The organism is Ciceribacter lividus (assembly GCF_003337715.1).
In the GTDB taxonomy this organism is placed as follows: Bacteria; Pseudomonadota; Alphaproteobacteria; order Rhizobiales; family Rhizobiaceae; genus Allorhizobium; species Allorhizobium lividum.
Genome location: NZ_QPIX01000015.1, coordinates 38,583 through 51,619, shown reverse-complemented (window position 1 = coordinate 51,619; position 13,037 = coordinate 38,583). Strand labels below are relative to the sequence as shown.

Genomic DNA, 13,037 nt, shown 5'->3' with positions numbered 1-13,037 from the left:
AGACACGAGCGGTTTCCGAGGATCGCTCTCCCCCCGTGTGGGGGAGATGCCCGGCAGGGCAGAGGGGGGCGCTCTTGCGCGAGACCGGCCGTGAAGGGGGACGTCCATGAACACGCTGATCTTCCGCACCGTCGCGCCGTTCCTCACCGCGCTGATGATCCTCTTCTCGATCTTCGTGCTGCTGCGCGGCCACAACGAGCCGGGCGGCGGCTTCATCGGCGGGCTGATCGCGGCTTCCGCCTTCGCCATCTACGGTATCGCCTTCGGGGTGCAGGCGGTGCGCCGGGCGCTCTGGTTCCATCCGATGTCGATCGCCGGCGCCGGGCTGATGCTCTCCTGCCTCTCGGGGCTCGTTTCGGCGGCCTTCGGCGTGCCCTTCATGACCGGGCTCTGGATCTATCCGAACGTCTTCGGGGTCGAGGTGCCGCTCGCCACCGTCATGTCCTTCGACGTCGGCGTCTATCTCGTCGTGGTGGGGGCGATCACTTCGATCGCGCTGGCGCTCGAGGAAAGGGAAAACGACTGATGGAAGCGCTGTTTTCCGGCCTCGTCGGCATCTTCTTCGCCGTCGCCCTCTATCTGATGATGTCGAAGCGCATCGTGCGCGTGCTGCTCGGCATCGCCATCCTCGGCAATGCGGTCAACCTCTTGCTCTTCACCACCGGGCGGCTCACCGCCGCGGTGCCGCCGATCATCCCGAAGGGCGCCGAAACGCTTGCCGACGGTGCCGCCAATCCGCTGCCGCAGGCGCTCATCCTGACGGCGATCGTGATTTCCTTCTCCTTCTTCTGCTTCCTGCTGGTGCTCACCTACCGCGCCTACCAGGACCTCGGGACGGACGACACCGACGAGATGCGGGTGGCCGAGCCGGAAGACCAGCCGCTGCCGCCGATGGGATATTGAGTGTGATGATGCTGCCGATGACGTTTGCCCCTCACCCTGACCCTCTCCCCGCTCGCGGGGAGAGGGGACGTGTGCCGCTTCGACCCTGCGTCCGCCGCTTGTCCCTTCTCCCCGTCTTGACGGGGAGAAGGTGCCGGCAGGCGGATGAGGGGCAGCGCAAGTGGCCGCACGGGGGGCGTCGCTGATGGCCGCGTCCTCCTCCGTCGAACTCGCCAAGGCCTGGATCATGGCGCCCGCTACGGCGGACCAGTGGCTCGTCATCCTGCCGGTCGCGCTGTCGCTCGGCTTCGGTGCGGCGCTGATGATGATGCGCCATTCGATCCGGCTCCACGCGATTGTCGCGATCATCGGCCTTTCGATCCTCGTCGCCGTCGATCTTCTGCTGCTCGGCAGGGTGCTCGCCGCCGGCCCGGTGACGATGATGATGGGGCGCTGGCTACCGCCCTTCGGCATCGCGTTCACCGTCGACGTCGCCGGCGCGCTCTTTGCGCTCACCGCCGCGGTGGTGGCGCTCGCCGGCGCCATCTACGCGACCAAGGACATCAATGTCAGCGGCCGGCGCTACGGCTTCTATCCCTTCCTGATGGTGCTGATGGCCGGCGTCTCCGGCGCCTTCCTCACCGGCGACATCTTCAACCTCTATGTCTGGTTCGAGGTGCTGCTGATCTCGTCCTTCGGCCTCCTGATCCTCGGCTCCGAGCGCGAGCAGATCGACGGCGCGCTCAAGTATTCGGTGCTGAACCTTGTCGGCACGACGCTCTTCCTGATCGCGGTCGGCTATCTCTATGCGATCTTCGGCACGCTCAACATGGCCGACATCGCCCGCAAGGCCGTCGAGCACCGCGGCACCGCGCCGCTGATGACGCTCGGCGCGCTCTTCGTGCTCGCCTTCGGCATGAAGGCGGCGGCCTTCCCGGTCAACTTCTGGCTACCCGCCTCCTATCACACGCCGCGCATCGTGGTTTCGGCGCTCTTCGCCGGCCTGCTCACCAAGGTCGGCGTCTATGCGCTGCTGCGCACCATGGTCATGCTCTTCCCCGTCGAGGCCGAGGCGCTCAGTCTGGTGATCGGCATTGCCGCCGCCGCGACGATGGTGCTCGGCGCCATGGGCGCGCTCGCCCAGGCCGACATCCGCCGCCTGCTCGGCTTCGTCGTCATCGCCGGCATCGGCAACATGCTGGCCGGTGTCGCGATCGGCGGCAGCCCCGGCCTTTCGGCGGCGATCTTCTATGCGCTGCATTCGATCGTGCTGATGACCGCACTCTACCTCCTGGCCGGCGAGGCCGCGCGGATCGGCGGCAGCTTCTCGCTCGCGGGCCTCAGCGGCCTCTATGCGCGGGCACCGGGCTTCGCCGCGCTGTCGCTCGCGCTCTTCTTCGCCGCGAGTGGCCTGCCGCCGCTGTCCGGCTTCTGGCCGAAGGCGATGCTGGTCAAGTCGGCGATCGATATCGGCGCCTGGTGGCTCGCCGGCGCGATCCTCCTTTCGGGCTTCCTCACCACCATCGCCTTCGGGCGGGTCTTCCTGCTCGCCTACTGGCGCCCGGTGCCGCAAGCCGTGCCGGTGACGATGGAGACGGCTGCGCTTTCACCGGCGCCGGCCGGGACGGTCCGGCTTTCCGCGCTCGCGCCGATCCTTCTCTTGTCCGCACTGGTCGTCTGGTTCGGCCTCTTCCCGGAACAGCTGATCGGCTGGACCCGGATCGCCGCCGAGGGGCTTTTGAACCCCGCCGCCTATTTCCAGTCGGTCTTCCCCGAAGGAGGCGCGCAATGATCCTCTATGCGATCAACCTCCTGATGGCGATCGTCTGGGCGGCGGTCACCGGCAGCGCGACGCTGCTCAACCTCATCTTCGGTTTCGTGCTGTCGACCTTCACGCTCGGTCTCATCCGCGAGCAGGTCAACGGCACCGGCTATCTCACCCGTTCCTTCCGCGTCGCCTCGCTCGCCTGGCTGTTCTTCGTCGAGCTTGCCAAATCGGCCTGGAAGGTGGCGGTCATGGTCGTTTCGCCGAAGGTCGACATCAAGCCCGGCATCTTCGCCTATCCGCTGACGGTGACGCGCGACTTCGAGATCACGCTGCTTGCGAACCTCATCACGCTGACGCCGGGCACGCTGTCGGTCGACGTCTCCGACGACCGCAAGACGCTCTACGTCCACGCCATCGACTGTTCCGACCCGGAGGCGGCCCGCCGCGACATTGCCGAGGGCTTCGAACGCAAGATCAGGGAGGCTTTCGAATGACGGCACCCGAAGCCATCATCCAGGCGGCCTGCACCTTCGCGCTGATCGTGCTCGGCGTCGCTTTCATGCTCACCGTCTTCCGCGTGGTCGTCGGCCCGACGCTGCCCGACCGGGTGCTGGCGCTCGACATGCTGGTCGGCATCGTGCTCGGCTTCATCGCCGCCTTTGCGATCCGCACCGGCTACACGCTCTATATCGACATCGCGATTTCGCTCGGCCTCGTCGGCTTCCTGACGACGGTGGCCTTTGCCCGCTTCATCCTCGCCCGCGGGCTGGTGGGCGAGGCGGCCGCCGCAACCCCGAAGGGCGGCGCCAAGGCGGGCAAGAACAGGAAGAAGAAAACATCGGTGAAGGGAGCAAAGTCATGAGCGTGCTGTTTGCCCTCGTCACTGCGGCGCTGATCGTCGGCGGCTCGCTCTTCGCGCTGGTCGCGGCCATCGGCATCAACCGCCTGCCGGATCTCTACACCCGGATGCACGCTGCCTCGAAGGCGGGCACCGTCGGCTCCGGCCTGCTGCTGCTCGCCGTCGGCGTGCATGCAGGCGACGTCGCAACACTCGCCCGCGCGCTCGCCGCCTTCTTCTTCTTCATCCTGACGGCGCCGGTCTCCGCGCATCTGCTGGCGCGCGCGGCCCACAAGGTCGGCTATCCTTTGACGCGGATGTCCGTCTGCGATGATCTGAAGAAAGATGGTTCCTGACGCATTTTCCACCGCCGGATTTGCGGTTCCATTTGCAGTGCGAAAGCACAGGCGTCGCATTTCTCGCGAAATAATGCGGAATTTCCACTGCGTCGATCCGGTAAAAATAGTAATTGGATATTCGGCCAAACAATGATAATCGCTGAAGTGGAGCACTGGTCTTGAGAACTGGCGTTTCGAGGTTGTGCCGGAAATCTTCCGCAAGTTATTTTTGCAGGAATACTGCAATAGGTCGATTTTCTAATGCAGCCTCTATGCTGGATCATCATTTCCAGACAGGCGGGACCGACGTTGCCACTCGAAATCTAGGGGTGGGTTTCATGTTGTTTCAACAGGGCGGCGGCGTAGGTCATGTTCTGGTTTGCTGGGTGAGTGGCGGCCGGCCATCTGGGCGGCGCTTGGCAAGACATGTTGAACAGGAGAATGACAATGAGTGATTCCGCCCATGGCTCCGGCCATGACCTTTTCGTGGAATTGACGGCCGACATCGTCGCGGCCTACGTAAGCAATCACGTGGTCCCCGTCGGCGACCTCCCGAACCTGATCGCCGACGTGCATGCGGCGCTCAGCAACACGACCGCCCCGGCGCCTGCTGCTGTCGTCGTCGAAAAGCCGAAGCCGGCGGTTTCGGTGCGCAAGTCCGTGCAGGACGACCAGATCATCTGCCTGGAATGCGGCGGCGCCTTCAAGTCGCTGAAGCGGCACCTGATGACCCATCACAATCTTTCGCCGGAAGAATACCGCGAGAAGTGGGACCTGCCGGTCGACTACCCGATGGTGGCCCCGGCCTATGCGGAAGCCCGCTCGCGCCTCGCCAAGGAAATGGGCCTCGGCCAGCGCCGCAAGCGCGGCCGCTAAGCCCCGCCGCGATCACAGGAAGACCTTTCCGGTCCCGAAGGGGTGGCCGGAGGCTCTTTTTTTCGAGAACCCGGTTCCCGCCGCGCGCGGGGCCGGGTTTTTTGTGCGGTGGGTGAGGGGGGGAGGGGAAATGCTCCAGCCTTCGAACTTATCCCTCGTCGTGCGTGGCGAAGCCTGCGCGCTGACGCCCAGGCTCGGAAAGACGCCTGCCGCAACTCACTGCCAAAGCCCCTATGCGATACAGAACAATCTGCTTCAGGTCGCGGCGAATGCGGCCACTAGTCCCCCTGCTCTCCCACTACGGTGATTGCGGTACAGGGTGTGCCGTGCCGATGCATCCCATGAAGCCAAAAATCGAGGGGTCATGCATGAAAACGCTGCTGCTTAAGAAAGATGAAGTAAGGCGGCTGATCGGTATGACGGAAGTCATCGGCGCTGTGGAAGAGGCATACAAAGCCTTTAACAGCGATCAGGTGGAACAACCTGATTACATAGGGATGCATCTCCCATCGCCCCGTGGGGAAATTGACTTCAAGATTGGTTACCACAAAGCCGATGAAGTGCTCTCCATGAAAGCATCTTCCGGAGGGTTCATTGATAACCCGACAGCACACGGCGTGCCGAGTGGCATGGGGACCATTCTGCTGTTTGATGCTAGGAGCTGTGCGTTGATTTGCGTCATGGATGGGAGCTTGATCACCGGCCTCAGAACGGGGGCGGCTGGAGCCGTCTCCGTCAAAGCCCTGGCTAGGAAGAACGCCGGAACGATCGCATCGATCGGCACAGGAAATCAGGCAAGAATGCAAATCCGGGCGATCAACGAGATCATGAAAATTGAAGAGATCCACGCTTGGGACAGTAACCCGGACACGCTTTCCCGATACAAGACCGATATCGAAAGCGAGTTCGGCATTCCCGTCACCGTCGCAAGCTCCAAAAAGGAAGCCGTTGAGCAGGCCGACATCTTGATTACGACGACCCGCGGGAAAGGGTCGCTTGTGGAAGCGGATTGGGTGAAGCCCGGCACACACATCGTTGCCATCGGCACAGATCAGCGCGGCAAACAGGAGCTGGACCCGGAACTCTTCAGGAACGCGAAAATCATCGTCGACTCGATCTCGCAATGCACAGAAAAGGGCGAGACCTGGCACCCGCTGAATGAAAACATCATCGCCAAAGACGACATCCATGGCGAAATCGGCGAGGTACTGTTGGGAAGGAAGCCGGGACGAGAAAGTGATGACGAAATCACGATTTTCGATTCCACGGGGATGGCCATACAAGACAATACCACAGCCAGCAAAATCTATCAGAATGCAGTAGCCAATAACGTCGGCACGTTCTTTCAGTTCTTTGAGTGATTACTATGCGCAATTACCCAACCATCCAGGACATCCGTGAAGCTCAAGAACGGCTGAAACCGCACGTCAGGCATACGCCGCTATTGCGTGCGGACAAAATCGAGAAAGCCGCCGGCTGTCAGCTCTATCTCAAACCCGAAACCCTGCAGATCACTGGTGCCTTCAAAATCCGCGGCGCGCTGAACAAGGCTCTCTCGCTCTCGAGAGAAGAGATCGCAAACGGCATCATTGCGACCTCGTCAGGCAACCATGCCCAGGGGCTCGCTTATGCCGCCAGAATGCTGGGCGTAAGAGCGATATTGGTTCTTCCGGTCACCACGCCAAAGATCAAGATCGAAAATACAAAAGCCCTCGGGGCGGAAGTCGTTCTTTTCGACGGCGATACCGCCGCCAGATGGAAAAGGGTGTATGAAATCGCGGAAGAAAACAAATACGCGGCTGTTCACGCTTTTGAAGACCCCATCGTGATGGCCGGTCAGGGAACGATCGGATCTGAAATACTGCAGGACCTGGACGATGTAGATACGGTCATCGTTCCCGTCGGCGGCGGAGGCCTGATCTCGGGAATCGCGACCGCCATAAAGGAAACGAAACCCTCGGTTCGCGTCATCGGCGCAGAGCCTGCCTTGACACCGAAGTATTTTTACAGCCGGCTCAACAAGGAGCGCACTTCGCTTCCCTTGAAGAACACCATTGCTGATGGCTTGAGGATAAGCGTTCCGGGTCAAAACCCGTATCCGATCATCGAAAAATATGTGGACGAGATTGTTCTTGTTGAAGACGAGCACATCATCGCCGGGATGCGTGCTCTTGCCAAGGATGCGAAGTTGATCGCTGAACCTGCCGCCTCGATTGGCATCGGAGCACTGTTGGCGGGCAGCATAGACGTCGAGCCCGATGAAAAAGTCTGTGCGGTGTTGTCCGGCGGGAACTGGGATCTATGCGACCTTGCCGAGATATACACAATGTAGCGGGGTAAGCAGTTTCAGCTTCGGTCGGTTCACCACCTCGAACGCAGTTGAACGTCTGCGATCCTCATGGTCAAGCAAGACTCTGCCGGGCCGGAACGCGGCCCGAACACGTCATTCGGCGATCAGCTTGGCGACGACCGCTCCCCATCGTTTAGTTGCCAAGATGCCTTCAACCCGATGTCCGCTTTCGGGCGGATGCCAAAGCTGTCGGAGCGTCCGAAACTGAGGCGCAAAGCCGCCACTCCCCATCCGCCCCTCAACCCGCTCGTCCCCCTCCACCCCACACCCCCAAGAAAACACGCCTCCCCCCAATTCCTGTGGTTTTCTCGTCCGGCAGTTGGGCTAAAAGGATATAGGAATAAAAACCTACATCCGAGGAGAGCCCCATGCTGTCACAGGAAGCCGTTCCCGTCGAGTACCAGAAGGTGCCGCGGCCGCCGGACCCGGCGGCGATGCTGTCTTCCGCCGAACGGCAGGACTTGCGCTTCCGCTGCATGATGGTCCGGCAGGTGGTGGCGGAGCTTCTCGCCTTCGCCGGCTACGAGGGCAGGGCCGGCCGCGACCGCCGCCGCTCGGTCCAGCACATCCGCCAGATCTCGATGTATGTCAGCCATGTCGTCCTGCAGATCCCGATGCAGCATGTCGCCGTCGCCTTCGGCGCAGACCGCACCACCGTCTCGCATGCCTGCCGCATCGTCGAGGAGCGGCGCGAGAACCGCGCCTATGACGATTTCGTCGGCGCCGCCGAGCGCCTGACGGCAAGCTTTTTCCTGACGCCCGGAGGCCACCTGCATGGCTGACGGCAATCTGGTGCCGGCAGAGCGCAAGGCGCTCCTGCGGCTGATGCGGCTTGCCCTTTCCGGGCCGATGCGGATCGCGGGCGAGGAGGGCGGCATCTGCCGTCTTTCCGGCAGCGGCGGCGAGATCGCGCTTGCCGAACGGCTGCTGCGCCTCACCGTCGCCCGCGGTCTCCTGAAGCGGCGCGGCCGGGCGATCGTCGCGGGCAAGGAGGCGCGCGCCTATCTCAGGCGGGCGCTCGCCGATCCCGAGGCGAGCGGCTTCGCCGACCAGCACCGCGAGATCGAAGTCTGCGCGCTGCCGGGCGAGGAGAGCGGGGAAGGGGAGGCGGGGACGCCGGCCGCCACCGTGCGGCGCAATCTCGCCGAATCGCCGCTCGGTCCGCTCGCCCGCCTCAAGGCGCGCGACGGCAAGCCTTTCCTCGACACACAGGCGATCGAGGCGGGCGAGCGGCTCGCCGCCGATTTCCTGCACGCGGGTCTCCAGCCGCGCATCACCGCCTCCTGGGAGCCGCGGCTTTCGAGCCGCGTCAAGGGAGCGGCCGGCGGCGCCGCGGAGCTCGGCGACAGCGCCCTTGCCGCCCGCCGCCGAGTGACGGCGGCGGTGGAGGCCATGGGGCCGGAGCTCGCCGGCGTGGCGCTCGATGTCTGCTGCTTCATGAAGGGGCTGGAAACGGTGGAGCGCGAACGGCAATGGCCGGTGCGCTCGGCAAAGCTGATGCTGCGCGCCGCGCTGATGGCGCTCGCCCGCCATTACGCCCCGCCGGCGGGGGCGGCGCGGCACACCCGCCACTGGGGGGCGGAGGATTATCGTCCCGAGATCGGCTGAGGCGTGGTTCTGTTCGGGGCGGCGGGGTCGGCCATCGTTGAACGAGGCCTTCACCCCCCTCTGCCCTGCCGGGCATCTCCCCCACAAGGGGGGAGATCGACTCGCGGCAAGCGTCCCCGGGCTCGTCCAGTGCCGCGTCTACAGCCTTCCTTTCCGCAGATTCCGATGCCGGAGATGGCACGGCGAGTTCTCTCCGTCCGATCTCCCCCCTTGTGGGGGAGATGCCCGGCAGGGCAGAGGGGGGTGACCTGAGGGCAGAAACGCAAACCGTCGAAGCAGACGAGCGGCGGCAGGGCCGGCGATCAGCGTCCGGGCGCGCTTTCCACCAGCGCCTGGGCGGCTTCCTCGCGGATGCGCTGGATCATCGAGCGCAGCCCGTTCGCCCGCTGGGCGGAGAGGTGCTCGATGAGGCCGATCTTGCCGAAGAGCTCGATCGCGTCGAACTTGACGATCTCGGAGGCGCGCTTGCCGGAATAGGCGGCGAGCACGATCGCCACCAGCCCGCGCACGATATGGGCGTCCGAATCACCTGAGAACTCGATCACCGGGTCGTCGCCTTCGCCGACCCTGCTTGCGAGCCATACCTGGCTCGCGCAGCCCTTCACCTTGCGCTCGGCGGTCTTTTCCGCCTCCGGCATGTCGGGCAGTGCCTTGCCGAGTTCGATGACGTAACGATAGCGGTCCTCCCAGTCGTCGAGGAAGGCAAAATCGTCGATCATGTCCTGCAGGGTGGTCATTCCCGGCTCCGTGCGTTGTCTCTTCTCCGATATAGGCGATCTTGGCGGTGAATTGAACTGTTGCACTGCGGGAAAAGAAAACGCGGCACCTTTTAAAAAGGCACCGCGTCGGCCGAAAGGGGCACAAGTCGACAGTGTGGCAGTATGGCAGTCATGGGGCTCCGGAACCTCGAAGGCTCCGGGGCAAGCTTTAAAATCAGGAGGCGGGCTTGGCGCGCGGCGTCGGCACGGTGCCCTGCGGGGCATTGACGGTGCCGGTCACGATGACGTCCGAGATGGCGTCGGCGGCCTCGCCGGCCGCGGCGGCCTTGTCCTTGGCGTCGTCGCCGAACTGGCGGTCGAGAAGCTGGTAGGCGACGAGGGCGCCTTCACGGGCCCGCTCGCCGAGTGCCGCGAAGGTTTCCGCACCCTTGACGCAGACATCCGGCTTCACGCTGCAGATCTCGCTCACATAGGCATAGGCGTCGGTGGCCGCCGAAATCGCGTCGGCGACGTTGAGCGCCGAGCCGGCGTCCTCGGTCTGCGGGCGGCTCCCGAAATAGGAGAGCAGCACCAGCACCATCGAGAACCAGAACGTTCCTTTGATCAGAAACCACATTGCGTTCATCCATCCGAGCACCACCGGCCGATGCCGGTTGCCGGGTCGTCCCGGCGTGTGAGGGGAGCCTATTCGCGGGGTGGAAATTTCGCTTTGCAAAACTCGCTCGGGTTTTCGGCGAAATTGATTAAAATGCGAACGATCGGCCTCTCTCGCGCCATTTGCGTCAAATTTTAGCAATCGCCGTTAAGCATAAACAGGGGGTGGTTCCCCGAAATCCCGGCGATTTGCCGCGGCGCCTCCGGACAAAAGTTAACGCGGCCCGGAAAATGCCGTAATTTCCGTCGCTTACGCCCCGTTAACCATGAATGAGAAAGCTTGGCCGGCTTGTTCCGGAATGGCGCAAACCGGGGCTTCCGAGGGGGCTTGCGACCCCTTTCTTTATCTTTTCCTTAAGCGCGCGGGGCCTATGGTCGGACCGTTCTTGAGGTGCAAGCGTTCGCGGAAGTCTGGCGTGCTGGTATTGAGTAAAATGGCTGACATGACGGCGGCGGTCCTGGATGATGTGGCAAGGTCCTGCCTTGCGCGCGCCGGTGCCGGACGGGCCGTCGCAACCGCCGACGTGGTGCTCTTGCGCCGCGTGATGCAGGTCTTCCTGCCGCTCGTTCCCACCGTTCCCGCGGCGCTGCTGCTTGTCGCCGGCCCCGCCGTCGCGCTGCCGCTCGGCTTTGCGCTCGTCCTTTCGCTCTTCCTCGTCGCAAGCGTCGCCGCCTTTGCCTTCGCCCGCGCGCCCGCCCGTTCGGGCGAGGTCGCCGAGACGTCCGCGGACGGCTTCTCCGTCGATGCCTGCCCCGGCCTTCTCCTCCGGCTCGATGCCAAGGGTCTGGTGCGCGCCGCCGGCGGCCGCGACCGCGAAGTCTTCTTCTCCTTCCTGCGCGATCCGATCGACCGCCCCTTCGTCGAGCATGTGCATGTCTCCGACCGGCTCGGCTTCGTCGAGGCGCTCGCGGACCTGCGCGCCGGCGTCGATGCGGTGGCAATCGATCTTCGCCTCGACCGGCCGATGCTCGGGCTGGAACAGTCGCAATTCATGAACGTCCGCATGGACATGACCGCGGTGCGCGGCGCCGATGGCGCACTTTCCGCCGTCCACGCCCAGATCCTCGACATTGCCGGCGAGATGCGCATCCGTGACGAGGCCCGCCGCATGGCCGGCGAGGCGGTCGACGCGCACGAGACCAAGTCGCGCTTCCTCGCTGCCGTCAGCCACGAACTCAGGACGCCGCTCAACGCCATCCTCGGTTTTTCCGACATCCTCGCGGGCGAGTATTTCGGCAAGCTCGAGAACGACCGCCAGCGCGAATATGTCGGGCTCATCCACCAGTCGGGCGCCCACCTGCTTTCGGTCGTCAACGCCATGCTCGACATGTCGAAGATCGAGGCCGGCCGTTACGAACTGACGCTCGAACCCTTCGCCATCGCCGAGACGATCAGCCATTGCGAGAACATGCTGTCGCTGCAGGCGAAGACCCGCGGCGTAACGCTGACGAGCAGGCTCGGCCGCAACCTCGGCGAGGTCGTCGCCGACGAGCGTGCCGTTCGCCAGGTCTTGATCAATCTGGTCGGCAATGCCATCAAGTTCACCGAAGCCGGCGGTGCGATCACGATCGACGCTGGCGTCGAGGGCGGCGAGCTGAAGATCGTCGTCAGCGACACCGGCATCGGCATCGCGCCGGAAAAGCTGTCGCTGATCGGCAAGCCGTTCACCCAGATCCACGGCGAGCTCAACCGCCGCTACGAGGGATCGGGGCTCGGGCTGTCGCTGGTGAAGGGCCTGACGGCGCTGCACGGCGGCCGTTTCGAAATGACGAGCCGGCCGGGCGAGGGCACCGTGGTGACCGTCACACTGCCGGCGGACGGTTCCGGTATCATTGCCGCGGCCGATATGGCCGGGCCGGACAACAGGGTGGACTTCCCGCCGCGGCTGAAGGCGGACGACGCTTGCGCCGCGCGAACGAAGGACGAATGGGTGCATGACGAAGCGAAAGCGAAAATCGCCTGAACGCAAGCCCGCGCGCCGCGCGCCGGGCCTCGCGTTGCGGGCTGCCGGCGCGCTCGCCGGTATCGCGGCTCGCCATCCCGTCGGCCTCGGCGGGGCGGCGGCCTTCTGCGTCGTGTTCGGCATGATTGCCGCCAATGCGCTCTGGTACCAGCCGGGCGTTCATCCCTCTCCCTTCTGGCGCACCCGCGACCGGAGCGATTTCAACGCGCTTGCCGGACTTGCCCGCAATCCGCTGATGGAAGACCCGTCGAGGGTCACGACCTTCCGCATCGCGCGGGTGGAGGCGCCGCAAGAGGGCGATCCCGACGCGACGGCCGATGCCGCGCGGCCGACGGACGGAACGGTTTCAGCGAACGAGACGACCGCGGCCCTGCCGACCGCCGGCGCCGATGCGGAGCTCGTGCGTTCCGTGCAGCAGCAGCTCGCCCGCCGTGGCTTCTATGAAGGCACCGTCGACGGCGTCACCGGCCCGCGCACCGAAGCGGCGATCACCGCCTTCCAGAAATCCGTCGCCATGCCGGCGGACGGCCGGCCGAGCCCGGAACTGCTCGCCGCTCTCACCGTCGAAAGCGGCGCCGTCGCCGTTCGTCCGGTGCCGCGCCCGGCCGGCGACATCTCGCCTGCCGCTGGCGAGGACCCGGTGGCCGCCGCGATCCGCAACGCCGACCGGACGATTGCCACCATCTCGGACAAGCGGCGCAAGGCGCAGACGGCCGAGCGCGCCGTCGAGGTGGCGTTGCGTCCGGCAAAGGACATCCCGCAGGCGATTGCCGGTGGGGCGGACCCGAACCTGGTGATGGCGATCCAGCAGGGCTTAAGCAACATCGCCTACAGCGAGGTCAAGGTCGACGGCATCGCAGGCGAAGAGACGCGGTCGGCGATCCGCCATTTCGAACGTCACTACCGCCTGCCGGAGACCGGCGAGCCGAACCCGGCCGTGCTGAAGAAGCTCAAGGACATCGGCGCGCTCTGATCTCGCCCGGAAGTATTAGACTTTCGTCTATATCTGAATATTTGCAAAGCCTTAACCACGATCGGCG

At 64.4% G+C, this 13,037-nt stretch carries 15 protein-coding genes; 13 read left to right on the top strand and 2 right to left on the bottom strand.

From position 1 onward, the window contains the following. Nucleotides 1–106 precede the first annotated feature (106 nt). The 11 genes from DFR48_RS20355 to DFR48_RS20295 all read left to right on the top strand — a co-directional run bounded on the left by DFR48_RS20355 (nucleotide 107) and on the right by DFR48_RS20295 (nucleotide 8,660). The gene (locus DFR48_RS20355; protein WP_114365045.1) at nucleotides 107–526 is read left to right on the top strand and encodes a Na+/H+ antiporter subunit B; all 420 of its coding nucleotides are present in this window, start codon (nucleotides 107–109) and stop codon (nucleotides 524–526) included. Continuing rightward, nucleotides 526–903, top strand: a complete 378-nt coding sequence (locus tag DFR48_RS20350; protein WP_114365044.1) for a Na+/H+ antiporter subunit C — start codon at nucleotides 526–528, stop codon at nucleotides 901–903. The genes DFR48_RS20355 and DFR48_RS20350 overlap by 1 nt, the downstream gene beginning before the upstream one ends. Before the next feature lie 184 nt (nucleotides 904–1,087). Next, the gene (locus tag DFR48_RS20340) at nucleotides 1,088–2,674 is read left to right on the top strand and encodes a Na+/H+ antiporter subunit D (protein WP_114365101.1); all 1,587 of its coding nucleotides are present in this window, start codon (nucleotides 1,088–1,090) and stop codon (nucleotides 2,672–2,674) included. Then, the gene (locus tag DFR48_RS20335) at nucleotides 2,671–3,144 is read left to right on the top strand and encodes a Na+/H+ antiporter subunit E (RefSeq protein ID WP_114365042.1); all 474 of its coding nucleotides are present in this window, start codon (nucleotides 2,671–2,673) and stop codon (nucleotides 3,142–3,144) included. Before DFR48_RS20340 ends, DFR48_RS20335 begins: the two co-directional genes overlap by 4 nt. Then, a complete protein-coding gene (locus DFR48_RS20330; protein WP_114365041.1) occupies nucleotides 3,141–3,512 on the top strand; it encodes a cation:proton antiporter in 372 nt (123 codons plus the stop codon). Before DFR48_RS20335 ends, DFR48_RS20330 begins: the two co-directional genes overlap by 4 nt. Further along, nucleotides 3,509–3,844 carry a monovalent cation/H(+) antiporter subunit G gene (mnhG, locus tag DFR48_RS20325; RefSeq protein WP_114365040.1) on the top strand — a complete coding sequence of 112 codons (336 nt, stop codon included), beginning with the start codon at nucleotides 3,509–3,511 and terminating at the stop codon, nucleotides 3,842–3,844. Before DFR48_RS20330 ends, mnhG begins: the two co-directional genes overlap by 4 nt. A gap of 429 nt (nucleotides 3,845–4,273) precedes the next feature. Continuing rightward, nucleotides 4,274–4,702 carry a Ros/MucR family transcriptional regulator gene (locus DFR48_RS20320; RefSeq protein ID WP_114365039.1) on the top strand — a complete coding sequence of 143 codons (429 nt, stop codon included), beginning with the start codon at nucleotides 4,274–4,276 and terminating at the stop codon, nucleotides 4,700–4,702. 368 nt (nucleotides 4,703–5,070) lie between these two features. Beyond that, a complete protein-coding gene (locus DFR48_RS20310; protein ID WP_114365038.1) occupies nucleotides 5,071–6,063 on the top strand; it encodes an ornithine cyclodeaminase family protein in 993 nt (330 codons plus the stop codon). A gap of 5 nt (nucleotides 6,064–6,068) precedes the next feature. After that, on the top strand, nucleotides 6,069–7,034 hold the full coding sequence (locus tag DFR48_RS20305; RefSeq protein ID WP_114365037.1) for a threonine/serine dehydratase family protein: 966 nt from the start codon (nucleotides 6,069–6,071) through the stop codon (nucleotides 7,032–7,034). 386 nt (nucleotides 7,035–7,420) lie between these two features. Beyond that, nucleotides 7,421–7,834 (top strand): helix-turn-helix domain-containing protein, encoded by a 414-nt coding sequence (locus DFR48_RS20300; RefSeq protein WP_114365036.1) that lies wholly within the window; start codon nucleotides 7,421–7,423, stop codon nucleotides 7,832–7,834. Beyond that, a complete protein-coding gene (locus tag DFR48_RS20295) occupies nucleotides 7,827–8,660 on the top strand; it encodes a DUF6456 domain-containing protein (protein WP_170141951.1) in 834 nt (277 codons plus the stop codon). Before DFR48_RS20300 ends, DFR48_RS20295 begins: the two co-directional genes overlap by 8 nt. 302 nt (nucleotides 8,661–8,962) lie before the next feature. Here DFR48_RS20295 and DFR48_RS20285 read toward each other — a convergent pair whose 3' ends face one another. Together DFR48_RS20285 and DFR48_RS20280 are read right to left on the bottom strand one after the other, a co-directional pair. Next, nucleotides 8,963–9,397, bottom strand: a complete 435-nt coding sequence (locus DFR48_RS20285; protein ID WP_114365035.1) for a SufE family protein — start codon at nucleotides 9,395–9,397, stop codon at nucleotides 8,963–8,965. A 196-nt stretch (nucleotides 9,398–9,593) separates the two neighbouring features. Further along, a complete protein-coding gene (locus DFR48_RS20280) occupies nucleotides 9,594–9,995 on the bottom strand; it encodes a DUF5330 domain-containing protein (protein ID WP_114365034.1) in 402 nt (133 codons plus the stop codon). A gap of 472 nt (nucleotides 9,996–10,467) precedes the next feature. On the opposite strand from DFR48_RS20280, the gene DFR48_RS20275 reads away from it, so the two are divergent. Together DFR48_RS20275 and DFR48_RS20270 are read left to right on the top strand one after the other, a co-directional pair. After that, nucleotides 10,468–11,997 carry a sensor histidine kinase gene (locus tag DFR48_RS20275; RefSeq protein ID WP_114365033.1) on the top strand — a complete coding sequence of 510 codons (1,530 nt, stop codon included), beginning with the start codon at nucleotides 10,468–10,470 and terminating at the stop codon, nucleotides 11,995–11,997. Next, nucleotides 11,969–12,970: a peptidoglycan-binding domain-containing protein gene (locus DFR48_RS20270; RefSeq protein WP_114365032.1), complete on the top strand. Its 1,002-nt coding sequence runs from the start codon at nucleotides 11,969–11,971 to the stop codon at nucleotides 12,968–12,970. The genes DFR48_RS20275 and DFR48_RS20270 overlap by 29 nt, the downstream gene beginning before the upstream one ends. Nucleotides 12,971–13,037 lie beyond the last annotated feature (67 nt).